The sequence below is a fragment of the Haloactinopolyspora sp. genome (assembly GCF_027324685.1).
Classification (GTDB): domain Bacteria; phylum Actinomycetota; class Actinomycetes; order Jiangellales; family Jiangellaceae; genus Haloactinopolyspora.
Window position 1 is genome coordinate 22,191 of sequence record NZ_DAHVSH010000002.1, and the last position, 25,372, is coordinate 47,562.

The 25,372-nt window shown below is 68.4% G+C and carries 19 protein-coding genes; 13 read left to right on the forward strand and 6 right to left on the reverse strand.

Going from position 1 to position 25,372, the window contains the following annotated elements; all coding sequences use genetic code 11:
* The first annotated feature begins 17 nt into the window (after nt 1–17).
* The 7 genes from M6444_RS00285 (at nt 18) to M6444_RS00315 (ending at nt 11,888) form a co-directional block, all read left to right on the forward strand.
* Entirely contained in the window at nt 18–3,032 is a 3,015-nt protein-coding gene (locus M6444_RS00285; protein ID WP_298321723.1) for a hypothetical protein, read from the forward strand.
* 171 nt (nt 3,033–3,203) lie between these two features.
* On the forward strand, nt 3,204–3,476 hold the full coding sequence (locus M6444_RS00290) for a WXG100 family type VII secretion target (protein ID WP_298321725.1): 273 nt from the start codon (nt 3,204–3,206) through the stop codon (nt 3,474–3,476).
* Nucleotides 3,477–3,666: 190 nt separating this feature from the next.
* The gene (locus M6444_RS00295) at nt 3,667–8,316 is read left to right on the forward strand and encodes an FtsK/SpoIIIE domain-containing protein (protein ID WP_298321727.1); all 4,650 of its coding nucleotides are present in this window, start codon (nt 3,667–3,669) and stop codon (nt 8,314–8,316) included.
* A 139-nt stretch (nt 8,317–8,455) separates the two neighbouring features.
* Nucleotides 8,456–8,740 (forward strand): hypothetical protein, encoded by a 285-nt coding sequence (locus M6444_RS00300; protein ID WP_298321729.1) that lies wholly within the window; start codon nt 8,456–8,458, stop codon nt 8,738–8,740.
* Nucleotides 8,741–8,793: 53 nt separating this feature from the next.
* Entirely contained in the window at nt 8,794–10,884 is a 2,091-nt protein-coding gene (locus M6444_RS00305) for a hypothetical protein (protein ID WP_298321731.1), read from the forward strand.
* 86 nt (nt 10,885–10,970) lie between these two features.
* The gene (locus M6444_RS00310) at nt 10,971–11,477 is read left to right on the forward strand and encodes a hypothetical protein (RefSeq protein ID WP_298321733.1); all 507 of its coding nucleotides are present in this window, start codon (nt 10,971–10,973) and stop codon (nt 11,475–11,477) included.
* A gap of 246 nt (nt 11,478–11,723) precedes the next feature.
* Entirely contained in the window at nt 11,724–11,888 is a 165-nt protein-coding gene (locus M6444_RS00315) for a hypothetical protein (protein ID WP_298321735.1), read from the forward strand.
* 6 nt (nt 11,889–11,894) lie between these two features.
* Here M6444_RS00315 and M6444_RS00320 read toward each other — a convergent pair whose 3' ends face one another.
* The 4 genes from M6444_RS00320 to M6444_RS00335 all read right to left on the reverse strand — a co-directional run bounded on the left by M6444_RS00320 (nt 11,895) and on the right by M6444_RS00335 (nt 15,323).
* A complete protein-coding gene (locus M6444_RS00320; protein ID WP_298321737.1) occupies nt 11,895–12,920 on the reverse strand; it encodes a hypothetical protein in 1,026 nt (341 codons plus the stop codon).
* On the reverse strand, nt 12,917–13,615 hold the full coding sequence (locus M6444_RS00325; RefSeq protein ID WP_298321739.1) for a hypothetical protein: 699 nt from the start codon (nt 13,613–13,615) through the stop codon (nt 12,917–12,919). Before M6444_RS00325 ends, M6444_RS00320 begins: the two co-directional genes overlap by 4 nt.
* 122 nt (nt 13,616–13,737) lie before the next feature.
* Entirely contained in the window at nt 13,738–14,889 is a 1,152-nt protein-coding gene (locus tag M6444_RS00330; RefSeq protein ID WP_298321741.1) for a hypothetical protein, read from the reverse strand.
* Nucleotides 14,886–15,323, reverse strand: a complete 438-nt coding sequence (locus M6444_RS00335) for a hypothetical protein (protein ID WP_298321743.1) — start codon at nt 15,321–15,323, stop codon at nt 14,886–14,888. Before M6444_RS00335 ends, M6444_RS00330 begins: the two co-directional genes overlap by 4 nt.
* 212 nt (nt 15,324–15,535) lie before the next feature.
* On the opposite strand from M6444_RS00335, the gene M6444_RS00340 reads away from it, so the two are divergent.
* The gene (locus tag M6444_RS00340; protein WP_298321744.1) at nt 15,536–17,458 is read left to right on the forward strand and encodes a TIGR03960 family B12-binding radical SAM protein; all 1,923 of its coding nucleotides are present in this window, start codon (nt 15,536–15,538) and stop codon (nt 17,456–17,458) included.
* A 76-nt stretch (nt 17,459–17,534) separates the two neighbouring features.
* Here M6444_RS00340 and M6444_RS00345 read toward each other — a convergent pair whose 3' ends face one another.
* Nucleotides 17,535–18,251 carry an MBL fold metallo-hydrolase gene (locus M6444_RS00345; RefSeq protein WP_298321745.1) on the reverse strand — a complete coding sequence of 239 codons (717 nt, stop codon included), beginning with the start codon at nt 18,249–18,251 and terminating at the stop codon, nt 17,535–17,537.
* Between the two features lie 46 nt (nt 18,252–18,297).
* Here M6444_RS00345 and M6444_RS00350 point away from each other — a divergent pair, with 46 nt between their 5' ends.
* Nucleotides 18,298–19,113, forward strand: a complete 816-nt coding sequence (locus M6444_RS00350; protein WP_298321747.1) for a PhzF family phenazine biosynthesis isomerase — start codon at nt 18,298–18,300, stop codon at nt 19,111–19,113.
* On the opposite strand, the gene M6444_RS00355 is transcribed toward M6444_RS00350, so the two are convergent.
* Nucleotides 19,088–20,476 (reverse strand): FAD-binding oxidoreductase, encoded by a 1,389-nt coding sequence (locus M6444_RS00355; RefSeq protein ID WP_298321750.1) that lies wholly within the window; start codon nt 20,474–20,476, stop codon nt 19,088–19,090. The genes M6444_RS00350 and M6444_RS00355 overlap by 26 nt on opposite strands.
* A 116-nt stretch (nt 20,477–20,592) precedes the next feature.
* Here M6444_RS00355 and M6444_RS00360 point away from each other — a divergent pair, with 116 nt between their 5' ends.
* From M6444_RS00360 to rpmA, 4 genes are all read left to right on the forward strand, one after another.
* On the forward strand, nt 20,593–21,363 hold the full coding sequence (locus M6444_RS00360) for a TIGR03936 family radical SAM-associated protein (protein WP_298321752.1): 771 nt from the start codon (nt 20,593–20,595) through the stop codon (nt 21,361–21,363).
* 395 nt (nt 21,364–21,758) lie between these two features.
* Nucleotides 21,759–24,629, forward strand: a complete 2,871-nt coding sequence (locus tag M6444_RS00365; protein ID WP_298321754.1) for a ribonuclease E/G — start codon at nt 21,759–21,761, stop codon at nt 24,627–24,629.
* Between the two features lie 93 nt (nt 24,630–24,722).
* Nucleotides 24,723–25,034, forward strand: a complete 312-nt coding sequence (gene rplU / locus M6444_RS00370; protein WP_298321756.1) for a 50S ribosomal protein L21 — start codon at nt 24,723–24,725, stop codon at nt 25,032–25,034.
* 13 nt (nt 25,035–25,047) lie between these two features.
* Nucleotides 25,048–25,305 carry a 50S ribosomal protein L27 gene (rpmA, locus tag M6444_RS00375; protein WP_298321758.1) on the forward strand — a complete coding sequence of 86 codons (258 nt, stop codon included), beginning with the start codon at nt 25,048–25,050 and terminating at the stop codon, nt 25,303–25,305.
* Nucleotides 25,306–25,372: the final 67 nt, after the last annotated feature.

Below are 25,372 nucleotides of genomic sequence, written 5' to 3' on the forward strand. Positions count from 1 at the left end.
GGAACGGACAAGCCAGCATGAGCGGTAACGAACGGGGCGCACGCAGTACCCGCCGGGCCGGGCGGCGCGCGAGTCAGGCGTCGCGCCAGGTACAACCGGTCAGCCCGGACGACGTCCAGCCGGTCGGGGCCGACGACCTGCGCCCGGCCGAGCCGTACGGTCCCGCACCGGAGGCCGGCGGCGTCATCGCGCCGACCGCGACGCTGCGCGAGACCGGGCCGGAACGGTTCCAACGCCGCGAGCAGGTCGAGCCCGAACGCAACCTGTTGCAGGCGTTCGCGGCAGGTTTGGCACTGGCGGCGCTGATCGTCGGCGTCCCGGTGGCGCTGGTCATTCTCGGCGGATCGCCGCCGGTGCCCACGTCCTGGCCGACCCGCGACGATCTCACCGCCACCATCGGCACCGAGCAGCTCGTCGGCGTGCTGCTGTGGATCGTCTGGCTGGCGTGGTTGCAGTTCACCGTCTGCGTGCTGATCGAGATGCGCAGCGCCGTTCGTGGCGTCGGGCTGCCGAGTCGTGTGCCGCTGTCCGGGCCGACCCAACGCTTCGCCCGCGCTCTGGTCGCCTCGCTCCTGGTGGCCACGGCCACGGTCGGGCAGGCCAGCGCTGCGGCACCGTCGACGGTCGACGACTCGCCGACGGTCTCCACGTCGGCGAGCGCAGAGTACGACGGCACGGTGGAAGCGACGGTGCAGGAGTCGCAGGCGCCGGAAGCCGAGGTGGAAGCGGACCAGGGCGAGGTCGAGTACCGGCTGGGTGACATGGTCCTCGGGCCCGAAGAGGGCAAGGAGCTGGTCGGGCACAGGGTGTATGTCGTCCAGCCGCCCGAAGGCCGCTATCACGACAACCTGTGGGACATCGCCGAGCGCACGCTCGGTGACGGCCGGCGCTATCAGGAGATCTTCGAGCTCAACCGGGGCCGGGTGCAGCCGGACGGACACGAGCTTTCGCTGGCTCGCCTGATCTATCCGAACTGGCTGCTGATCGTGCCCAACGACGCCACCGGCGTCGACGTCGTCACCGTCGAGAAGCCCGCTCCGGCGGAAACCCCGCCCACGTCCGAGACCCCGGTGCCGCCGGGTGAAGAGGGCACGGGCGGCGAGTCCGGCGAGGCCGGCCATGACGTCGGAGCCGACGCTTTCAGTCAGTTCGCCGCGGTGGGCGAGGCCGAAGCCGTCTCCACGAACCCGCATGCCGGGCTGATCGACGCCGGCCTACTGGCCGCCGGTGTGCTCGGAGCGATCGAGGTGCTGCGGCGTCGCCGACGTACCCCCGAGCCCGGAGACGACGAACTCGAGGCCGAGGTCGCCCTGCGCATCGGCGCCGACCCCGACCGCGCCCGCTGGCTCGACCACGCGCTGCGCAGTCTGGCGGCCGGCTGCCAGCAGGAGCGCAGCCCGCTGCCGCCGGTCTACGCCGCGGTCGTCGACAACACCTCGGTGGAGCTTCTGCTCGCGCCGGCGCGCACCGAGGCGCCGGCGCCCTGGTCGGTCACCGACGAAGGCCGCCGTTGGCGTCTCGAGCGGTCCGAGGTCAAGATCGGCGACGAACTGCGCGGCAACGTGCTGGCTCCGTACCCGGGCCTGGTGTCCCTGGGCCACAGCGGCGAGCGTGACGTGCTCATCGATCTCGAGGCCGCCGGCGGACCCATCAGCGTCGACGGAGACCCGGAAGCGACCATCGAGGTCGTCACCGCGCTCGCCGTCGAGCTGGCCACGAACCAGTGGTCCGACCACCTCCGGGTCACCGCCGACGGCTTGCCTGAGTCGCTGAGCGCATTCGACTCCGGGCGGCTGCGGCTCGTCGACGGCGTCGAGGATCTGTTGCCGGAACTGGTGGCGCGCCGCTCGGACCGTCTCGGCACCGATGTCCTGACCGGACGGGTACGGCCCGGGGGTGCCGGTAGTTGGATGCCGGAGTACCTGGTGCTGGGCACCCCGCCGTCCGGTGAGCTGGCCGAGCAGCTGGTGGCGTTGACCGACGCCGCGGGCCGCTCGCCGCTCGGCGTGATCTGCGCCGGCGACGTGCCCGGCGCGCGGTGGCGGATCTCCGTGGATGCATCCGGGACCCTCGAGCTGCCCGCGCTGGGCCTGAGCGTGCGTGCCAACCGCCTGCCGTGGCGCAGTGTCGAGGCCGTGGCCGGGCTCGTCGATCCGGATCGCGGCGGCGATCCGGGTGCCGGCACACTCAACGAGGCGTGGCTGACCGAGCAGCGCCCGGAGGTGCCCCAGGTCCGCTCGGTCTCCAGCGAGGCCGACCTCGCCATGGCGCCGGTGCGCGTATACATCCTGGGGCCCGTGGCCGTCCAGGCCGCCACCGAGATCGACGAGGAACGCCGGGCGCTGGCGACCGAGATCGTCGTGTACCTCGCGCTGCATCGTGAGGGGGTGCACCCGACGGTGCTCGCCTCGGCGATCTGGCCGCGTGGCGTCACGGCGGCGGTGCGCGAGGCGACCTTCGCCCGGGTCCGCGACTGGCTCGGTGTCGATCGGTCCGGGTCGCCCTACCTGCTCAGTACCGAAGACGGGCGGATGCGCCTCAGCGATGCTGTGGCGGTGGACTGGGAGGTCGTGTGTAGTCTGCTCAGCCAGGCGCGCCAGGTTCGCCAGCCCGCGGAAGAGGCAGATCTGCTACGCCGGGCCCTGCGGGTCGCGCGCGGTCCCGTGCTCAGCGAGCGCCCTGCGGGCCGCTACTCGTGGATCGCCCGCGCGCGCGTCGAGCGGATCGCGTCGGATCTGTTGGTCGACGCCGCCCACCGGTTGTCGACCATCACCCGTGAGGGCGGTGATCCGGCTACCGGCGCTGCGGCGGCACGAGCCGGGCTGCGGGTCCGGCCGGCCGAGCAATTGTTGTGGCGCGATCTGCTGCACGCCCAGCACAGCGTGGACGGGCGCGGGGGAGTCATCGCGGTCGAGAGCGAGATGAGCCAGACCTTAACCGAGATCGGCAATATCCAACTCGCACCCGAAACACTGGCATTGCTCGACGAGTTGTTGCCGAGTCCGGGCGGTCGCCACCGTGATCTTGCATGAGGCTGTTGACGCAACGTGGAGGAAGTGTTTACTACTCAGACGGATAGGGCAATCGCGCGGGCAATTAATTGACGAGTCCCCGATGTTGCCCATCTGGACATGGCAGGTAGGCTCTGCCGTGTCGTGCCGCGCCCGACCGGTGCGGCAAAGTCATCACGAGGGAGACAAACAATGGGTGTTGGTGCAGAACTAAGCACGCTTGCAGAGCTTCACAAGACGTTCACCAACAAGGCCGAGGACGCCGAGTCCATCAAGACCGAGGTTGACAACGGTCTGTCCAGCGCGGTCTGGACCGGTCGTTATTCCGAGGACTTCCGCAACGCGTGGGAAGACTACAAGAAGAACCTCGACACGCTGCGTGACGCTCTGAACGGAGCGGCTGATGACGTGCGGACGAACCACAACAACATCGCTGAAGCGACGGGTGAGCCCGACCGCATCTGAGCGCTGCAGGTCATTTGCTGGTGGCCCACATCCTGTCACGTCGGGTGTGGGCCACTTTGTTGTGTCAGGTCACCGATTCTGTGACATCACGCAGGGCCACTGAATGAGCCATGACACCGCCTGACGGTAAGATGCCGACCGGGAAGGTGTGATCACGCGCTAGGTCTGGGGCGAGTACGTGCGGCTGTTGTTGAGTGCCACCTCTTCAGTCGACGGCGAGGTCGTCGACCTCGCGATCGACTGCGAAGAGGACGCCACGGTCGCCGACATCGCCCGGCAACTGGCCGTGCACGTCGCCCCCACCGAGCCCCAGGTGGTCCGCACGGGTGGACGCCATCTCGGGGTGGTGGGCGGAGCTCAGCCGGTGCTGCAAGACGACATGGCACTGCCACCGACGCTCTTTCTCGGGCAGACCCCGCTCGATCCCTCCACCCCGGTGGCCGAGTCGGAGCTGCGCCACGGCGCGCTGGTCGGTGTCGGCGTCGCCTTGCCCGACGTGTTCGCCGAGCGCACCGGGGTGGCTCAGGTCCGCATCGTCTCCGGGCCGGGCTCGGGCCACGTCCACACCTTGTCCCCGGGCAGCCACGAGGTCGGATCCGCCGCGGGCTGCACGGTCCGGCTGCGCGGCGACGACGCTCCCGACGTCGCGCTACGCCTCGACGTCGCCCTCGACGGCACCGTCACCGCCGTTCCCGACCCCTCCCTCGTCGGCCTCACGCTGACCTCGATCGTGCGCGAGCGGCCGCTCGAAGGCCCCATCGTCATCCCGAAGCTCGAGGAGGACACCGGGCAGTCCCGGAAGCGCCGCAAGCGCAAGCGCCGGCACAAGAAGCAGATGGAGGAGCTGGCCCGGCTCAAGCACCCGCACCTGACCATTGACCCCGAGGCCGAGCGTCCGTTCGTCCACCTCGACCGGGTTGCGCTCGATGCCCCGGTCGTGTGGACGCCGGGCAGCGCGCTCGTCGTCGGCGACACCGTGCTCGACCTCGCCCTGCCCGACGAGCCCGACGCGTCGTTGTCGCCGAGCCCGGGCGGGGCGACGCTGGATTACAACCGGCCGCCGCGGCTGCTGCCGCCGCCTCGCCAAACCGACTTCCGGCTGCCCAACGAGCCGCAGAAGCCGGAGAAGACGCCGCTGCCGTGGGCTATCGCCATGGCGCCGATGATCATGGGCGGCGCGATGTTCTACTTCACGCGGTCGCCGTTCAGCCTGATGATCATGATCTTGTCGCCGATGATGATGATCGCGCGGTACAAGAGCTCCAAGACGCAGAGCCAGAACCGGTACGCCGAGCAGATGAAGAAGTACGTCGAGCGGATGCGCAACATCGAGAACCAGGCGTACCAGGCCCTGGTCTCCGAGCGCGCCGCTCGCCGGCGCGACATGCCCGACCCGGCCGCGGTGCTGCTGTTCGCTACCGGCCCGCGGGCCCGGCTCTGGGAGCGACGACGTACCGACCCGGACTGGATGCACGTGCGGGTGGGCACTGCCGACGTCCCCAGCGAGGTCTCGCTGACCGACCCGGCCCGCGAAGACCACGAGCGGGTGCTGCGTTGGACCGCGCCCAACGTCCCCGTGGGCGTACCACTGGAAAATGCTGGTGTCACCGGTATCGCCGGCGACGATCCTGTTCGGCGGCAGGTGGCCGGCTGGATGGTGGCACAGCTCGCGGCGCTGCACAGCCCGGCTGATCTCGAGATCATCGTGCTGTCCGACACTGACGGCGGCGAAGCGTGGAACTGGGTGCGCTGGCTGCCGCACACGCGCCGGAGCGAAGAGTCCGAGGTGATCGCCGGGGTCGGCGCCGACGACGAGACCACGGGCCGGCGAGTCGCCGAGCTCATGGCCATCTTGGAACGCCGCAAGGCCGTCGTGGCCGATCGCGGCGGCGGTATCAGCGCCGCGCGCGAGGTGAACTTTCCGCCGCTGCTGGTCGTCCTGGACGGTGCCCGGCGCATCAGGCTGATCCCCGGGTTGATCTCGCTGCTGCGTGAAGGTCCCCGGCTGGGCATGTTCTTCGTGTGCATCGACGCTGATGAGCGCTTGCTCCCCGAGGAATGCCGGGCCGTCGTGGCCATCGGGGCCGAGTCCACCACGGTCCGGCGTAGCGGCGAGCCCACCATCGAGGGGGTCTGCCCCGACCTCGTCTCGCCCGCCTGGTGCGAACGGATGGCCCGCGCGCTGGCGCCGGTCAAGGACGTCAGCTCCGAAGACCTCTCGTCGTCGCTTCCCACATCCAGCCGCCTGCTCGACGTCCTCAAGCTCGACCCGCCGACGGGGGAGGCCATCGAGGGCTGGTGGGCCAGGATCGGGCGCACGACGAAGTCGGTCATCGGCGAAGGCATGGACGGCCCGTTCTCCGTCGACATCCGCGCCGACGGCCCGCACGGCCTGGTGGCCGGTACCACCGGTTCGGGTAAGTCCGAGCTCCTGCAGACGATGATCGCCTCGCTGGCCGTGGCCAACCGACCGGACGAGATGACGTTCGTCCTGGTCGACTACAAGGGTGGCGCGGCCTTCAAGGACTGCAACAATCTGCCGCACACCGTGGGCATGGTGACCGACCTCGACGGTCACCTCACCACGCGAGCTCTCGAGAGCCTCGCCGCCGAGCTGCATCGCCGCGAACATCAGTTGGCCGACTCCGGCACCAAGGACATCGAGGACTACCTGGCGGCCAAGGGCCCCGACGACGAGCCGATGCCGCGGCTGATGATCGTCATCGACGAGTTCGCCGCGCTGGTGGCTGAGTTGCCCGACTTCGTCAAGGGTCTCGTCGACATCGCCCGGCGTGGCCGGTCGCTGGGTGTGCACCTCATCCTCGCGACGCAGCGCCCCGCCGGTGTCGTCAGCGCAGAGATCAAGTCCAACACCAACCTGCGCATCGCGCTGCGTGTCACTGACGGCAACGACAGTCAGGACGTCATCGAGGCCAAGGACGCCGCCGAGATCTCCAAGTCCACCCCGGGGCGCGCCTATGCCCGGCTGGGCCATTCGTCGCTGATCGCGTTCCAGTCCGCCCGGGTCGGGGGCCGGCCCAACGCTCCGGATGCCGTCGCCGCCGTCGACCTGCGCCGGCTGTCCTGGGAGAGTCTCGGTCAGGTGCCGCCCCGGCCCGACGACGATGACGACGACGAAGACGTCAGCATCCCCACCGACCTGGAGAGCGTGGTCGCCGCCATCAACGAGGCGGCCGAACGCACCGGCATCCATGCGCCGCCGCCACCGTGGCTGCCGCCGTTGGACGACGTCGTGACGCTCGACGAGGTGTTGGCCGACCCGGCCGCCACCGTGGAGTCCGACCGCGAGATCCGGCTCCCGTTCGGCATCGTCGACGTGCCCAAGGAGCAGCGGCGCACGGTGGCCGTCTACGACTTGTCCGGTGGGGGACACCTGTCGATCGTCGGTTCTCCGCGGAGCGGACGTTCCAGCGTGCTGCGCGCCTTCGCCGGCGTCGTGGGGCGCACGATGTCGCCCAGCGACATCCACCTCTACGGCGTCGACTGCGGCAACAATGCGCTGCTGTCCATGGTGGGGCTGCCGCACACGGGCGCCGTCGTCAGCCGGGACCAGCCGGATCGTCTGTCGCGCCTGTCCACGCGTATCCGTGCCGAGATCGGTCGGCGCCAGCAGATCCTGGCCGAGCAGGGCTACTCCGACCTCAGCGAGCAGCGAGCCGGTGCGGCACGTCCGGAGGACCGGCTGCCGTACATCCTCGTGCTGTTCGATCGCTGGGAGGGCTTCATCCAGTCGTTCGAGAACTTCGACAGCGGGCGGCTGGTCGATCAGTGGATGCAGATCCTGCAGGAGGGTCCCGGCGTCGGCGTCAAGGTGATCATGGCCTCGGATCGTACCGCCCTGGTCGGGCGGCTCTCGGCGCTGCTCGAAGACAAGATGATGCTGCGGATGACCGACAACGCCGATTTCAGCTCCATCGGCAAGACACCTAAGTCGGTTCCCGAGCACATGCCTCCGGGGCGGGCGTTCCGAGCCGAGGGGTTGCTCGAGACGCAGGTCGCATTGTTGACCGCCGACGCCGAGGGCACCGCTCAAGTCGCCGCGCTACAAGAGATCGGCCGGCAGGCGAGCGAACAGTACGCTCACGTGCCCCGGTCGCAGCGTCCTTTCCGCGTCGATCCGCTGCCCACTCGCATCTCCTACGCCGACGCGTTGGCGCTGGCCGAGCGCGAGTTGGTCCCCACCGAGGTTCCGGTGGCCGTCGGCGGCGACACGCTGACGTTGCGCACGCTCGACGCCATCGATCACGGTCCGGGGTTCCTGATCCTCGGCCCGCGTCGATCCGGACGCAGCACCACGTTGCTGACCATGGCCACGTCAGCGCTCGACCGTGGGTGGCGGATGCTGATCATCACCCCGCGGCGCAGTCCGCTGGCGTCGCTGGCTGGGCGCGACGGCGTCGAGGAGGTCATCGATCTCGAACGCGAGAAGGACGAGGTCACCGCGTTGTTCGAGAAGATGGTCCCCGAGAAGGGTGGGTCTCCCACCGCGGTGGTCATCGACGACATGGAGCTGATGGGGGTCGACGGCTGGCTCGTCGACCTGCTGACCAAACACGTCCCGAAGCTGCGCGACACCGGCAGCGCGGTCATTGCTGCGGCTACGACCGACGACCTGGGCAGCAGTTACCGCGGACCTGCGGCGGTGCTGAAGAAGTCGCGCTCGGGCATCCTTCTCTCCCCGGGCGCGCCGGCCGACGGCGACCACTTCGGTGTGAAATTGCCGAGGTCGATGACCGGTGGCATGCCTCCTGGCCGTGGCTTGTACGTGGCGGCGGGCCAGTGGCAGCTCGTCCAGGTCCCGGAGACCACGGTGTCGTGAGGAACGGGATCCCGAGATCACCGCGTCGTGGTGAACGGGATATGGTGTGCGGGCGCCAGTGCGCAGTGTCGACATGTGACGGCTGGAAGTCGAGCCCGCTCGGGCGATGAACGGGAGCGAATGAGGAGCTGGGTGGGCCATGGCGGAAGAGGTTGACAACCAGTACCGGCTGGCGATGGAGGACGAGATGCCCCGGCTGCGTGGGCATGCGAGCATCTGTTCGTTCGCGTACTACGAGGTCGAGAACGCGCTGGAGAACGGCGCGTGGACGAGCACGGCAGCCGACACGTTCTCCAACGAGCTCGCTGACCATCATCGGTTGGCCGGCAACGACGGTGAGGATGCCGGCGCCGCGCTGGAGACGCGATTCGACAACGAGCCCGAGAAGGTGCCCGAGGACGACGACCGCGCCAACTGGCCGTGACGGGGACACTCGGGAGGCACAGGTGAACAGAGACATGAACCGGGGAGCACGTCGTGGCCAAGAAGGCTGAGATCGTCATCGCGGAGATGCGCAATCTGGTCACTGGCGTCGAGAATGGCATCGAGAACCTCACCGAGGCCAAGTCGGCCCTGACCTCGGCACTGGACAGGTTCAACATCGATCACACCCTCGGGGCCAATGTGCAGAAGGCCATCGACTGGGGCGAGACCGAGTTGCCCGGGGTCCGGCGGCGGTTGTCGCTGGCCGAGGCGCTCGAGGGCAGCGAGCCCGAGTGGGAGCCTGGCACGGCGAAGATCGACGAGAGCCAGATCTCCGACGTTCCGCCGGGCGAAGCCGAGCGGAACGGTGAGGAAGCGGCGCTGGCGCTGTTGGACAGTCCCGGAGAGATCACGCCGGAACTGGCCGCCGAGATCGAAGAGAACATGAACGACCCGTACTTCGCTGCGGGTTTCGCCAAGAACGCCGATCCTGAGCAGCTTGCGGCGGCGCTGGACACGCTGGATGCGTTCGTCGAGGCCACCGAGATCCCGATGGAGCTGCGCAACCGGATGGTCGAGGCCGTCGGGGCCACCATCGGTACCGCCACGCGCAACGTCGGCGATCTCGCGATGCCCGACGACTACCAGCAGCAGTGGACGTCGGCCATCACCGCGGATTCGTACGACCAGGGTGGTGACGCGCCGCAAAACCAGGCGCAGTATCTGGCCTTGCTGATGCAGCAGGGCACGTACGATCGCCAGTTCCTCAATTACGTCGGCGCCACGATCTACGACTACGAGACCAGCGGCGATGGCCCGGTGTGGGGTCCCAAGAGCAATCACATGGACCCCGTGCTCGACACCAACGGCGAGAAAGTCATCGACGTGATGGCCGCCTATATGGGGGCGCTGGAGAACAACCCGCTGGCCGCCCAGGACTTCTTCAGCCGCGGCGGCACGGTCGAGGTCGACGTCGAGGGCGAGAAAGTCCAGATGAACGAGCGCCTCGCGTACATGATCCAGGACCGTACGTGGGACTCGTTCGCCGACCCGAGCAACGGCGGCCAGTTCGGCGCTGCACTCGAAGCGGCGACCACGTACTTCCGCAACGACGAAGAAACCGGCCGGATCTCAGCCGAGATCGCCTCTCAGACATTCGCGCTGATCGGCGACCGTACTGGTGACGATGCCAGCGGTGGATTCCTCGGTATCGGGGCGAGCGACGGCTGGCAGATGTGGCGTGGGATGCGCGAAAACGTCGCCAACATCATGGCGAGTTACGGACCCGACATGTTGCGCATTGCTCGTACTGAGCAATCCGACGGCATCGGCCCGCCGTGGACCGTCGGTCCGGAAACCGAGATCCTCGGTGATGGCGCGCCGTACGGCGCGGCCATGGACCCAGAGTTGGTCCAGCAAATTCTCGGCACGTACGGTAAGGACGGCCAAGATGAGTACCTCAACATCGTCCTCGCCGGGGTAGGCGCCGCGTCACAGTGGCGGATGGGGACTGCGCTGGAAGGCGCGCTCGACGACGGCACACCGCCGCCGGCGCCGGTCGCCATCTTGCAAGGTCAGAACGTTCCGCAGCTGACGACAGCCACCAACGAGATGGCCGCTGCTTTCGGCTGGGTGATCAACGGCGCCTACCACGGGGCGCTGGACGAAGAGGAGCTCGAAGAGAAGCAGGCCGAGCTGCGCTCTCAGGTCTTCGGTGCCATGACCTCGATCCCTGGGGTGGCGCCGGCCGGCAAGTGGTCGGAGTTCGCCTTCGACCAGATCACTTCGCAGATCGAGGACAAGATCGGCGAGACCGACCCCGACGCCAGCGGCCAATTCTCCGAGCTGTCAGCGAATGAGAAGGAACAGCTGGAGCAGATGATCCTCAATCAGATGCTCGCCAATGGCTACTTCGACGAGGAGTACATCGACGAAGCCAACGGGGGAGAAGGCGGCACCCGCTACGAGGGTCCGCCGGACGACGCGATCGTTCCGGGCAGTGATCCGCCGCAGTTCGACTTCGACAGCCCGGCGTACAACGAGTGGCTGCGGACGAAGTTCCCGATGGATGACTTCTTGAACAGCAACGTGTACCCGCCGTTCAACGAGCACCTCGAAGCCGGCTTGGACCTGGCGGGCGGATGATGCGGCGCGCAGTCGTAGGTGCCGCGCTGGTGCTGAGTGTGTCGATGTTGTCCGCATGCGGCGGAGACGACGAAGGAGAACCGACCGTGCACGATCCCACCCCCTTGTCGAGCGCCGCGCCGTCGGGCGACCGGTTGTGTGACTTCCTGCCGCGGGCCAGCGTCGAGCAGGTCGTCGGTACCGACAGTTTCGAGGTCGAAGGTGGCCAGGTGTCGCGCGACTCGGCCGGTGCGCTGTCCGGCGCCGGGTGCCGGGTAGCCGTCGATGGTGACGTCGTGGTGTCGGTGAAGGTCGACTTCATGTTGGGCTACGCCGGCAGCGGCTTCCGAGACGGACTCAAGGACGAGCGCTACAACCAGCTTCCCGAGGACGCCGGTCTCGGCTACTCGTGGATCGCCAAGTCCGGCGAAGACGGCCCGACCACAGCCGAAGCTCGGCTTTCGCGCGGCGACTACATCATCGAGACCGAGGTCGTCGGCATCGTCGACGGGCGTGACCCTGAGGCTGATGCGGTCGCGCTGGCGCAGCAGGCCGGTGAGACTCTGGAGATCCCCGACACGTGGACGTTGCCCGAAGCTCCTCCGTCGAGGTAGGGCAGCGCACGTACCCTGACATGGTCGCGTCGGAAAGGGTGACAACCACATGGCGTCGACTACTTGTGGCGTCGCTCGTGCCGGGTGTGGTCGTGGTATCAGCGATCAGGTGGTGAGCTTCGATCTGACAGAGTTCCAGCACGGGCTGTCCGATGATGATCACCACCAGCTCCCCGACGAGGCCGGGCTGGGATTCTCGTGGCCCGCAGAGTCGGACGCACGGCGTGTCGGGTATGCGTCGGCTCGGTGGCCGTCCTCGTGCACGACGCACAGGCGGCGACGGCCATGGCCCCCGTGAGCGCCGTCGCTCTGGACGGCGATCAACTCTATGCCGCGGGTGAGACCGCTGAGGCCGGGCCGGAGTCGGAACTGCTGATCGTCTCCCAGCCGGTTGCGAGCGACTGGCGCTGACCTCGATCAGTCGGTGACCACGGACTGCACTTCTGCCACCGAGATGTTGACCGTCGTGTCTGTGGTGATGGGATCCAGCGCCCCGCTGTCGGTCTCGGCGCCACCGATTCCGCCGCGCCACGAGGTCGTCCACGCCGACGAGACAGTGACCGGGAAGCCGCCGGGGTAGTGGGTGGAAGCGCGGTTGAATGCCACCGCGCAGGCCGGGTCCTGGCCAGGCTCCCATGCGGTGAGGGCCTCGTGCGGGGCGCACGTCGTCGATCCCACTGGGGAGGCGATCTGCAAGCCATCGGTCTCGGCGCGAACCTCGACCCATACGCCGGTCTCCGGAATCGTGGCTCGCAGCTCGTGGACACCGTCGTCACCACCGACGGCGGCCGGATCGGTGACCCAGAAGGCAGTGTCCAGGTTGACGAGGGTGGTGTTGTCGGTGCCGGCGAGCTTGGGGTTCTGCTCGACCTGCGGCTCGGGGATCTCGATCAGCGCCTGCGCGGCGAGGGCGAGTTCCTCAGGCTGGATGATCGTGGGTGGCTCGCCTCTGGACTCTTCGTACCAGCCGAACCACTTCGGGATGCACGCATCGGGGAACCATGTCTGGCACGCGCCGAGGTACTTCGTGTAATCGGCTGCGGTCGCGTCTTCGACGCATTCACCCATGTACCACTGACCGGGGGTCTTCTTGTCCTTCTCGATGGCCTCGTTGACCTCGTCCAGGGTGGGCATGAACAACGCGCTCAGCGGAATCAGCCCCACATAGACCATCCACACCCCGGCGAATTCCTTCTCGTCGCCGGGGAACGCCGACCACCAGCACTTGGCCGGCACCGAAACGGTGATCGTGTCAGTGCCGCCCGGGACGACGTCACCGTCGATGGTGATGGTCTGCTCGACCGTCCCCTCGACGGAGTTGTCGCCGTCGTCGGATTCACCGTCGCCATAGCCGGCCACCGCGACGCCGTGACTGGACACGGCGAGCATCAGCGTGGCGCAGATCGCCACCAGGCCTCGCTTGAGACTCTTCCGGGTCGTCACGAGAAGACTCCCTCACAGGGTGATACGTCATCGGCGTACTCGACGCGGCTCGATTTCCAGGCGCCCTCGACGACCTCGAAGGTCATGGTGCCGAGGTAGAGCTCGTCATCGAACTTCGGTGGTGAACCCTCGGACACGTCGGCCCAGCCTGAGCTGTCGACGCAGAACTTCACTGTCGCGGTCTCGGCATCGGCCTCGACCGAGAGCAGGTGTTGCGGCATGGGAGGCCCGAGGCTGACGCGTTGCAGCTCGACAGATTCTTCGGCGTAGTCGCGCATCGTGTCGAGGTGCTCGCCGGTCGAGTACCGCTCGATACCGGTCTGCTCGAACGGCACACCCCACAGGATCTGCTCCCAGGAAGCCTGGACGTGCTGAAACGCCGTGACCACTGCTGTCTCGTCATCGGTGGCGTCTGCGGGTAGCTCCACCGGCACCGTGTCACGCAGTTCGACGACGCGTTCTTCCGGCAGATACGGCTGGGTGAACGTCGACGTGGGTTCCGGGTTGGTCTCGTTGCTGTCGGGGGAGCCCGGCTCGCTGACCTCCGGCGTTTCACTGGGCGCTGCGGAGTCGGTGGCATCTGGTGCCGTCGTCGAGTCCCCGGTCAAGCCAGCCGGTTCGTCGGCTGAGTCCGAACACGCGGCCAGCGCGAGAATGGTCGACACGGCGGCCGCTGCGCCGATAGAGCGGAACATGATCCCCCCTGTGAGCATGAACAAGTGCGCGCGCAATTTATCGCAAAGTGCGCGCCGCGTCATGTCGGGGTGCGGGGGACCGGGAAAGCCAGGCGACTTCCACGCTGACTGGCAGCGAAGGCTCAGTCTGGCGTTGCCTGCGCGGGCCGAAGTCGCGCAGCGAGGGCAGCCGTTTGCGGGTCGTCACTGTTCCGCAGCGCTTCCCACCGCGCCTCGTACCCCTCGGGTGGCGCCAACTCGCCGGTTCCTCGTGACCCGGTGGCGACCGTTGCTGCCGTCAGCCGCACGAGTTCGTCGTGGTCACCGGACTCGCCCTCCCCGCCCGAGGTGGCCTGCAGCACGACGCGCACGACCTCTTGCGGATCGGTGTTGTGCACGAACTCCTTGGCGAAATAGGGATCGTGCCGTCCCGACCGTAGGTCGGCGATGATCTCGCCGGTGGCCGGCTTCTCGTGTGTCACGGCGAAGCGCTGGGCGGCTTCTTGGCCGGCTTGGTACGACTGCTTCGGCGGGTAGTCGGGAACGAGGTTCTCGTCTCCGACGTAGGGAATGCGCACCACCGGCACACGCGGGTCGTCCGGACGGGGCCGAGGGCTGTCGCCCTCGAGATCCTGGGCCAGGGCGAGTCGTCGGCGCAAGCCCGGCAGCTCGTCCTCGATCCATGCTGCGATCTGGTCGAACGTGTTGGTGTCCGAGGTGTCGACCTGCACGCCGCGAAGGATGGATCGCAGTTCGCCCTGCAGCTCGACGACCCGCTCACCGGCGCGTTCCATGGCAGCCACCAGGCGCGTCATGGCCTCGATGTCGATCGACACCTTGTTCTCGGGCGGGATGTGATCGTCGGTGCCGCCGTCGTGGTCGAGCTCGCCGTGATCGGGCTCGCCGATGTCGTGGTCGCCGGAGTCGTCGGGTTCGCCGCCGACGTGCAGCGGCTCGTCCGGCGCCTCGTCCGTGGAGTCGTCGGAACCGGTGTCGTCGCCGGAATCGGAGTCGTCGGGGGACTCGGAGTCGGAATCGTCAGAACCAGAATCGCCATCGGCGTCAGCGTCGGTGTCGGTGCCTCCGCCCGAGTCCGAACCACCCGAGTAGCCCGAATCGCCGGAGTAGCCCGACCCGCCGGAGTAATCCGAGCCACCCGAGTAGTCGACGTCGTAGTCGGCATCGGCGCTGTCGGGTGCGAGGGCGTCCTTGTCGAGTTCGCCCCCGGTTTTGCCCTCGATGGTTCCGACGCTCTTGCCGGGTTCGTTCTGAAAGCCACCGGCTGCCTTGGTCATAGCGGCCTCAAGATCGGGTCGGGCATTTCGCCTCCACGAGTGTCAATGGCCTCCTGGATGGCGTCGACACAGCGTTGCGCGGCAGATTCGGCCATCCCCGCGTGGGTGGTCAGCCCGGTGGAGAACTCGTCGGCTCTGCGGCTGACCCAGGCGCCGTCCTCCATCGCCTTGAGCGCGGGTTCCAGCAGAGCCGACATGTCCTCCATGACCAGCTGGGCGCGGTGCAGGGCCATCTCGAGCTCTTCGAGCGAGGGCTGCGGAAAGCAGTCGATGATGTCGTCATCGGGCGGTGTGATGACGACCCCGTCGGGGAGTCCGTGCTGGTCCGGCGGCACCTCGACCCGGTCGGGGAGGGTGTGATAGTCCGGCGACACGTCGACGCGGTCCGGCTGGGTTTCGAACTCCGGCCCGAAGGATTCGGAGCTGTCCGCCATCGGGGCTGCCTGCCTTCCATCATCACTGACGTACGGGCGACGTCGGTGTCGGGCGATTCAGCGTGCCCAGCCCGTCCGACAGGCACACCTTACCGTCCGTCAGCAAGCGCGCACTATCGACGGCGGTTGCCCTGAGTGCGGCCGCCGGTTGCCCTGACTGCGACCGGTTAGGCTTGTTGGTGAACCGAATCCAGCCTCGTCACAGGACCATCATGCCCGTCGAGTCGTTGTTTCCTCAGCTCGAGCCGTTGTTGTCGAAGGTCGCCAAGCCGATTCAGTACGTAGGCGGCGAGATGGGAGCGGTCACCAAGTCGTGGGAGGACGCCGACGTGCGGTGGGCCCTGATGTACCCCGACGCCTACGAGGTCGGGCTGCCCAACCAGGGCGTGCAGATCCTCTACGAGATCCTCAACGACCTGCCCCGGGTGCTGGCCGAGCGTACGTACGCCGTCTGGCCCGATCTCGAGAAGCTGATGCGCCAGCACGGCGTGAGCCAGTTCACCGTCGACGCGCACCGACCCGTCGGCGCCTTCGACCTGCTGGGCGTCTCCTTCGCCACCGAGCTCGGCTACACGAACCTGCTCACGGCTCTCGACCTGGCCGGTATCCCGATCCTGGCAGCCGACCGCGACGACACGCACCCCGTCGTCGTCGCCGGCGGGCATGCCGCGTTCAACCCGGAGCCGGTCGCTGATTTCGTCGATGCCGTCGTCCTCGGCGACGGCGAAGAGATCGTGCTGGCCATCACCGAGGTCGTGCGCGAGTGGAAGGCCGAAGGACGCCCGGGCGGGCGGGACGGGCTGCTCGAGCGGTTGGCCGCAGGCGGCGGCGTCTACGTCCCCCGGTTCTATGACGTGGACTATCTACCAGACGGGCGCATCGCCCAGGTGGTGCCCAACCGTCCAGGGGTTCCCGCGCGGGTGCGCAAGCACACCGTCATGGACCTCGACCAGTGGCCGTATCCGCGCAAGCCGTTGGTTCCGCTGGCCGAGACCGTGCACGAGCGCTACAGCGTGGAGATCTTCCGCGGGTGCACGCGCGGCTGCCGGTTCTGTCAGGCGGGCATGATCACCCGGCCGGTGCGTGAGCGCTCCATCACCACCATCGGCGACATGGTGCAGACCGGGTTGGAGAACTCCGGGTTCACCGAGGTGGGGTTGTTGTCGCTGTCCAGTGCCGATCACTCCGAGATCGGCGAGATCGCCAGCGGACTGGCTGACCGCTACGAGGGCACCAACACGTCGTTGTCACTGCCGTCCACGCGGGTCGATGCGTTCAACGTGACGCTGGCCAACGAGCTTTCGCGCAACGGTCGCCGTACCGGGCTGACCTTTGCGCCCGAGGGCGGCTCGGAGCGGCTGCGCAAGGTCATCAACAAGATGGTCAGCGAAGACGACCTGATCCGTACGGTGTCCACGGCCTTCGGACACGGGTGGCGCCAGGTCAAGCTCTACTTCATGTGCGGGCTGCCCACCGAGACCGACGACGACGTGCTCGCCATCGCTGACCTCGCCAAGCGCGTCATCGACGCCGGCCGTGAGGTGTCCGGGCGCCGCGACATCCGGTGCACGGTGTCCATCGGCGGGTTCGTGCCGAAGCCGCACACGCCGTTCCAATGGGCCGGGCAGGCCGATCACCAGGTCGTCGACGACCGTCTGCGTAAGCTGCGCGATGCCATCCGGGCCGACCGGTCCTACGGCAAGGCCATCGGCCTGCGCTACCACGAGGGCAAGCCGAGCATGATCGAGGGGCTGCTGTCGCGTGGTGACCGCCGGGTCGGGCGGATCGTGCGTGCGGTCTGGGATGACGGCGGTCGGTTCGACGGCTGGGGTGAGTACTTCTCCTACGAGCGGTGGGTGAAGTGCGCCGAGGAGGCATTGCGCGACGAGCCGGTCGACCTGGCCTGGTTCACCACGCGGGAACGTGAACGCGACGAGGTCCTGCCCTGGGACCACCTCGACGCGGGCCTGGATCGCGACTGGCTGTGGGAGGACTGGCAGGACGCCCAGGACGAGATCGAGCTGGACGACTGCCGGTGGACGCCCTGCTTCGACTGCGGAGTGTGCCCGCAGATGGGCACGGAGATCCAGACGGGGCCGACCGGGCAGAAGCTGCTGCCGCTGACCGTCGTGTAGCGCGCACCACAAGGCGATGTGTCGCACCACGAGGCGTGTACGGGTGGTGCGGCAGGGAATTGCCACCTGAACATGATCATTTGTCCAGCAGGTCGGGGGGAAGGTCGTCGCGGTGGCGGGGGACGTCGTGGCTCTCGACGTACCACTCGATGTCGTCACTGATCAGCGAGGCGACCATGTCGAGGTCAGGTTCGTCACCGGGTTGGCGCAGGTGAAACGGTGGCGGGTAGTAGCAGTCTCCGAGGAACAGCACGCCGTCGCCGGGAACCGTCACGACGATCGACTCCGGCGTGTGCCCACCTCCGACATGGCGAAGGTGCACGGTGGCGCCGCCTGCGATGACGGTGAGCTCCTCGGTGAAGGTGCGCTCCGGCAGCACGATGCGCAGCTCGTCGAAGTCGTCGACGGCGCGGCCTCTGGCCCGGTAGCTCGGGCCCAGTGAGGGATCGCGGGCGATCTCGGCGTGCAGGTACGCCTGACTCCACGGTTTGGCCGCCTCGGCGGCGAGCAGCTCGGTGCACAGCTCGTGAGCGACCGCCGGGACCTCCCAGGCGCCGGCGCCCCAGGTGTGGTCCCAATGGTGGTGGGTGTACACCAGCAGCTGCGGCGTGGGGATCCCGGCCTCGTGCACGGCCTGGCGGATCTGGCGAGCCAGGGCGGGACCGTGTCCGGCGTCGATCACGATCGACCCAGTCTCACCGGCGACAATGCCTACGCTGGCCTGCACATTCTCCGAGTCCGGATCGTGCGGCCACAACCATACGGACGCTGTCAGTTGCCGCAGAGCGGGCATGATCAGCCACCTCCGTCGCCTCGCGGCCCTACCGTACGCTGAGGCCGTGCGTATCAGCGTGGTGGACGCCTTCACCGATCATCCGTTCGCCGGCAACCCGGCAGGTGTGTGTCAGGTGCCTGCCTCGGTCGACACCGCATGGATGCAACGCCTCGCCGCGGAGATGAAGCACTCCGAGACGGCGTTCGTGCGCCCGGTCGATCAAGCCACGGCGGACTACGAGCTGCGGTGGTTCACCCCGGCCGCCGAGGTCGAACTGTGCGGGCACGCCACGTTGGCCACGGCCCACGTGCTGTTCGACGCGGGGACGCCGAGCCCGCTGCGCTTCACCACCCGCAGTGGCATTCTCACCGTCCGCCGCGGCACGGACGGCCTGATCAGCATGGACTTCCCGGCGTATCCGCCGACGGCGGCGCCGGCACCGCCCGGTCTGGCCGACGCCCTGGGCATCGAGCCGGTATGGACCGGAACCAGCAACTTCGACCTGCTCGTGGCGGTGAGCGACGAGGACGCCGTGCAGCACCTGACCCCGGACATCGAGGCTCTCGGGGCGCTGCCGGCGCGGGGTGTGATCGTCACGGCGCGGGCGTCCAACCGTGGCGACGCCGATTTCGTGTCCCGGTTCTTCGCGCCCCGCGTCGGTGTGCCCGAGGATCCGGTCACCGGTTCGGCGCACTGCGTGCTGGCGCCGTACTGGGCCGGTGTGCTGGGGCGAGACGACGCGACGCCGATGATCGGGCGTCAGCTGTCGCCTCGGGGCGGGACGGTGATCACGACCATGCGCGGTGACCGCGTGGAACTCGCCGGACGGGCCGTCACGGTGCTCGAGGGGACGGTTACACCGGCGACGGTGCCGGAATGATGTTGTGGTTGAGCCGGAAGACGTTGTCCGGATCGTAGGTCGCCTTCACCGCAGCCAGCCGCTGGTAGTGCTGGCCGAACCCGGCTGCGACGCGATCGTGCCCCTCGTCGCCGATGAAGTTGAGGTAGACGTCACCGGTCGCCCACGGGCGCATCGCCGCGCGCACGTTCCGGGTCCACTGGATGCCCCGCTCGTCGTCGCCGGCGTCGGTCCACAGCCCGAACGGGTGCACCACCCATGGCGCCGTGCGCCACGGGATCGGGTCGTCGACCTCGGCCCGTGCCGTGGCTCCGCCCATCGGGAACAGGACGTGCTGCGACGCTGACGAGGTGATCATGTCGTCGACGGCCGCGCAGAAGGCGTCGATGGCGTCGTCCGGCAGCGCGTCGAGATGTTCGGCCGACCAGTAGTTCCGTTGTCCGGGCGGATCGTCCAGTGCGCGCTGGATGTCGGCGTAGGGCATCGGCTCGACCATGGTGCCCTCGGGGCCGAGTCCGAACAGCGGCGCGGCGAGTTCGCGCAAGTCCGCAGCGCTACCGGCGTAGATCAGCACGACGGCGAAGCAGAGTCGCTCGACGAGGTGGCTGGGCACGAATTCGTCGGCGGTGCCGGTGAGGTAGATCGCCGCGCCGCCGAGGTCGTCCGGAGCGGTCTGCATCAGGTCACGGAACGCTCGGACGACGGCGGGTCCGTGCTCGGGACTCCAGAGCAACAGCGCCAACGTGGTCTCGGGCAGTTCGTGCAACGCCAGGGTGAGCGAGGTGACGACGCCGAAGTTTCCGCCGTCGCCGTGCAGCGCCCAGAACAACTCCGGATGCTCGTCGGCCGAGGTGTGAACCACCTCGCCCGCAGCGGTCACCAGCTCCGCGGCGACCAGGTTGTCGCAGGCCAGGCCGAACTTGCGATCCAGCCAGCCGGTGCCGCCGCCGAGCGTGAAACCGCCGACGCCGGTCGTGGACACTCGCCCGCCGGTGGTGGCCAGGTGGTAGGGCTGGCAGGCGGCGTCGAGGTCGGCCATCGTCGCGCCGCCGCCGACTTCGGCGGTGCGTGTCTGCGGATCGACCCGGACGTGGTTCAGGTGCCGCAGGTCGATGACCAGCCCGCCGTCAGTCGACGATGAGCCGGCCACGCTGTGACCACCACCTCGGACGGCCACCTCGAGCCCGGCGTTGCGGGCGTGGTTGAGCGCCGTCACGACGTCGGCGGTGTCCGTGCACTGGGCGATGAGGCTCGGATGCCGGTCGATCATGGCGTTGAACACGACGCGAGCGGCGTCGTAGCCGACTGTGTCCGGGGTGAGAAGGGTGCCGCCGAGACTCGTGCGAAGCCGGGCGATGGTGGAGTCGTCGCGAAGGTCTGTCATCGAGTGCCCCCTGTGTGACGCGTTCGTGACGCTACGCCCGGCACATGGTGTCCACAATGAGCCTTTTGTCCTTTTGTTCGGAATCGCTGGTGGTTCGCGTCGGGGAGAATGGGCGGGTGACCCCCTCGACACCCCCGCATGAACAGCTCCCCCCTGTGCAGAAGCTCCGGGTGCGCTTCGCCAAGCGGGGGCGGCTGCGTTTCACCAGCCACCGCGACTTCCAGCGTGCTTTCGAGCGTGCGCTGCGCCGCAGCGGCGTGCCGGTGGCGTACTCCCAGGGATTCACGCCGCATCCCAAGGTCTCCTACGCCGGAGCGGCGCCCACGGGAGCGATCAGCGAAGCTGAGTACCTGGAGCTTTCCATGACGCGCCGGTGCGTGCCGAGCGAGGTCGGTGCCGCGCTCGACGAGGTCCTGCCGCCTGGGCTCGACATCGTGGAGGTCGTCGAGGCGGGCTCGGGTGCGCTGGCCGACCGGCTGCAGGCGTCGGTGTGGCACATCGAGCTCCCGGACACCCACGTGGCGCAGGTCGGTGCCGCGCTGCGGACGTTCCTGTCGGTCGACTCCGTGCCGGTCGAGCGGCTGACGAAGAACGGCGTGCGAGTGCTCGACGCGCGTGCGGCAGTGCTGGCAGCCGAGGCGGTCGGGGACGAGCCGCCGGCGATCCGGCTGACGGTGCGCCATCAATCACCCACGGTCCGCCCGGAGGAAGTGATGAAGGGGCTCGAGGCGACGTCCGGATTCATCCCGTCCGCGCCCATTCAGGTGACCCGGCTCGAGCAGGGCATCTTCACTGCACCGGGGAGCGCTCTCACAGACCCGCTCGAGCCGGATCGTGCTGGTGGAGGCGGTGATCCCGCCGACGCCGGCCGCCCGGGCTCGACGTGATCTAACGCACATACGCGCCGGCCGGGTAGGCGCTGTCACGGGGTTCGGGGTCCCGTGTGCGATACTCGTAACAGGTTGTACGGCATCAAGTCGTGCGACTCGACGACGTTCTCGCCGACGTCCTGCGCCACGACCCCACGGGCCGCGCAGAGACGCTTGGCACGGTGGGCCGGTGTTGGCTCAGCCGCGAGGCGCCCTGGTGACGGGATGCGCCGCCGCGGCGGGTGAGACATCTGGTTGCCGACGTTCTGGTGCGGTGGGCGTCGCCGACGACAGGCTTTCCACCTGACGCGGCCACCGAAGGCTGCGTGAGGTGGCCGATGTGTAGCTCTGCCTCGGGCAGCAGCGCGCCGAAGGGCGCGGCGCCTCGGGGCGGAGCTGACGGGAGTACCCGCATGCAGGAAGAGAACACCACCCCGGGTGATGATGCCGGGGCGTCGGCGGGCGCAGTCACCGCCGATGATGCCGCCACATCGTCTCGGCGCCGGCGTGCCGCTAGCCGGGCTGCAGGCCCGCCGGAGGACGCGCTGACGCCCGGCGACACCGGTGGCGAGACCTCGGTCGCACCACCGGATGCGCTGGACACAGAGCCGGAGACCCCGACGAAGAGGGCCCCGGCCAAGAGGACTCCGGCGAAGAAGGCGGCGACCAAGAGGGCAACAGCCAAGAAGGCCACCACGACGAAGAAGACCGCGGGGAGCAAGCAGCCCGAAGCGGCAGCGCAGGGGGAAGCGCCGGCGCCGGACGACGTCGCAACGCCGAGCGAATCGACGCAGGCCGAATCGACGCAGGCCGAAGTGCCGAAGGCTGAGCCGCCGAAAGTCGAAGCGTCGCAGGACCAGGCGCCGGCGCGGTCCAAGAGCGTCGATGCCGCCGCCACGACCACGGCCAGCGAGCCCGACGGTGCCGTGGCCGCGCCCGTCCTGTTCCAGCCTCCGGCTTTCGATGCCACACCGCTGTTCGCCGCGCCTACGCCCGTCCCGGCCGGTCGGGCGCAGAACAAGCATGACTCCGCCGTCGGGGCGAGCAACCGGTCCGACGAGTTCGCTGACACCGATGCCTCGGACGACCACGACTCCGGCGACATCGACGACTCCGACGACACCGGTGACACTGACGCCGACGGTTCTCGTCGCCGTCGTCGCCGCCGTGGTGGCCGCGGCCGTCGCCGCAAGGCCGACGGCTCCGGCGATGTTTCGACCGATGACACGTCGAGCACGAACGACCAGCCGAGTCTCAGCTCGGACGAGTCGGCCGAGCCCGACCACGACATCGACGATTCCGGCGCCGCAGATGGTGACGGCGACGCCGAAGGTGAGGGCGAGGGCGGTAGCCGTCGTCGTCGCCGCCGTCGTCGCCGCCGCAGCGAGTCCGACACCGACGAGACCCGGGCTGACGACCCGCCCAACACCGTCGTCAAGGTCCGAAGCGCCCGAGAGGTCGACGACGAGGTGGCCTCGGTCAAGGGGTCGACCAGACTCGAGGCGAAGAAGCAGCGGCGACGTGAAGGCCGCGAGGCCGGCCGGCGCCGCCCACCCATCCTGTCCGAGGCGGAGTTCCTCGCCCGCCGCGAGGCGGTCGACCGCGTCATGGCCGTTCGCCAGTCCGGCGACCTCACCCAGATCGCCGTGCTCGAAGACGGCGTCCTGGTGGAGCACTACGTCAGCCGTGCATCGCAGCAGTCGCTGATCGGCAACGTCTACCTCGGCCGGGTGCAGAACGTGCTGCCGGCCATGGAGGCGGCGTTCATCGACATCGGCCGCGGCCGCAACGCGGTGCTCTACGCCGGCGAGGTCGACTGGGCCGGGCTGGGCACTGGCGATGGTCAGAAGCGGATCGAAGACGTCCTGAAGTCCGGGCAGTCCGTGCTCGTGCAGGTGACCAAGGACCCCATCGGGCACAAGGGCGCCCGGCTGACCAGCCAGGTCAGCCTGCCGGGCCGATACGTCGTCTACGTGCCCGGCGGCTCGATGAACGGCATCAGCCGCAAGCTGCCGGACAACGAGCGCAACCGCTTGAAGAAGATCCTCAAACAGGTCGTACCCGAAGACGCCGGCGTCATCGTGCGCACTGCCGCCGAAGGTGCTTCAGAAGAGGAACTGACCAACGACGTCGCGCGATTGCAGGCCGAGTGGGAGGCGATCCAGAAGAAGTCGTCCGGCAGTGCGCCGGCGCTGTTGCACGGTGAGCCGGACCTGGCGATCAAGGTGGTCCGCGACCTGTTCAACGAGGACTTCACCAAACTCGTGGTCTCCGGCGACCGCGTGTGGGACACCATCGAGGAGTACGTCACGCACGTGGCGTCGTCGCTGAGCGATCGGGTGGAGCGCTGGACCCGTCACGAGGACGTGTTCGCCGAGTTCCGCATCAACGAGCAGATCGCCAAGGCCATGGATCGCAAGGTGTGGCTGCCCAGCGGCGGATCACTGGTCATCGACCGGACCGAGGCGATGACCGTCGTCGACGTCAACACCGGAAAGTTCACCGGGTCCGGGGGCAACCTCGAAGAGACGGTCACCAAGAACAACCTCGAGGCGGCCGAAGAGATCGTCCGGCAGCTGCGGCTGCGCGACATCGGCGGCATCATCGTCATCGACTTCATCGACATGGTGCTCGAATCGAACCGCGACCTGGTGTTGCGTCGCCTGGTCGAGTGCCTCGGCCGCGACCGGACGAAACATCAGGTGGCCGAGGTGACGTCGCTGGGCCTGGTCCAGATGACCCGAAAACGCATCGGTACCGGTCTGCTCGAGGCGTTCAGCGAGCCGTGTCCGCACTGCAAGGGCCGCGGCGTTCTGGTGCACGACCACCCGGTCGAGTCCGGCTCGTCGGAGTCCGGCAACGGCCATGGCAACGGCAACGGCAACGGCTCGGGCAAGTCCAACCGCTCGGACAAGCGTGGCCGCAAGCGCAAGGCCGAGCAGACGGCGAAGCAGCAGAGCCCGGAGATCGTGGTGCCCAAGCTCGAAGCGTCGGCCAGCCCGGGCGAGGCGTCGCCGGCGGACCTGATGCCCGCGTCGAGTGACAACGGCACCTCCGTGCAGGCCGAAGCCGATGAGCAAGCCGAGCAATCTGAACAGCAGCCCGAGCAAGCCGAGCAGAAGCCCGGTCAACTCGAGCAGCAGCCCGAACCGGCCCAGCCGCCGGCCCGGCGCCGTCGCCGCGCTCAGCGCCCGGCCGGTAGCCCGGAAGCCGGTAGCCCGGAAGCCGAGAACCAGGGTGAAGGCCGCGAGTTTGACCAGGCGGTGGCTGAGTCCGTACCCTAGAGCGTCGGCGCGAACTGCGCCCCAACCCGCGTGCCTGCTCACCCGAGCGAGGCGTGCGCGCCCGAAAAGCCCAAGCGAGAGAGTGAGTCCGCGGTGTACGCGATCGTCCGCAGCGGCGGTAACCAGCAGAAGGTCTCCGTCGGAGATGTCATCGACGTCGATCGCCTTGATGGCGAAGTCGGTGCCACGGTCACGCTCCCGGCGGTGCTCGTGGTCGACGGCGAGACCGTCACGTCCGACCCGAAGGCACTGGCCGGTGTGTCGGTGAACGCGGAGATCGTCGGCGACCACAAGGGCCCGAAGATCACGATCCTCCGGTACAAGAACAAGACCGGGTATCGGCGGCGCCAGGGGCACCGCCAGCGCTACACCCAGGTCAAGGTCACCGGTATCGAGACGAAGTAGGCAGGAAGAAGTCATGGCTCACAAGAAGGGCGCCTCGTCCAGTAAGAACGGGCGCGATTCCAACGCACAGCGACTGGGCGTGAAGCGGTTCGGTGGCCAGGTCGTCAACGCCGGTGAGATCCTCGTCCGGCAGCGTGGCACCCACTTCCACCCGGGCGAGAACGTCGGCCGGGGCAAGGACGACACGCTGTTCGCGACGTCGCCCGGCGCCGTCGAGTTCGGCGTACGGCGGGGCCGCAAGGTCGTCAACATCGTCCCGGCGGGGGAGTGACCTCCCGCTCCACACGAGTCTTCCAACACGAGCGGGCCGGTCGCCTCGACTGGCCCGCTTTTCGTCG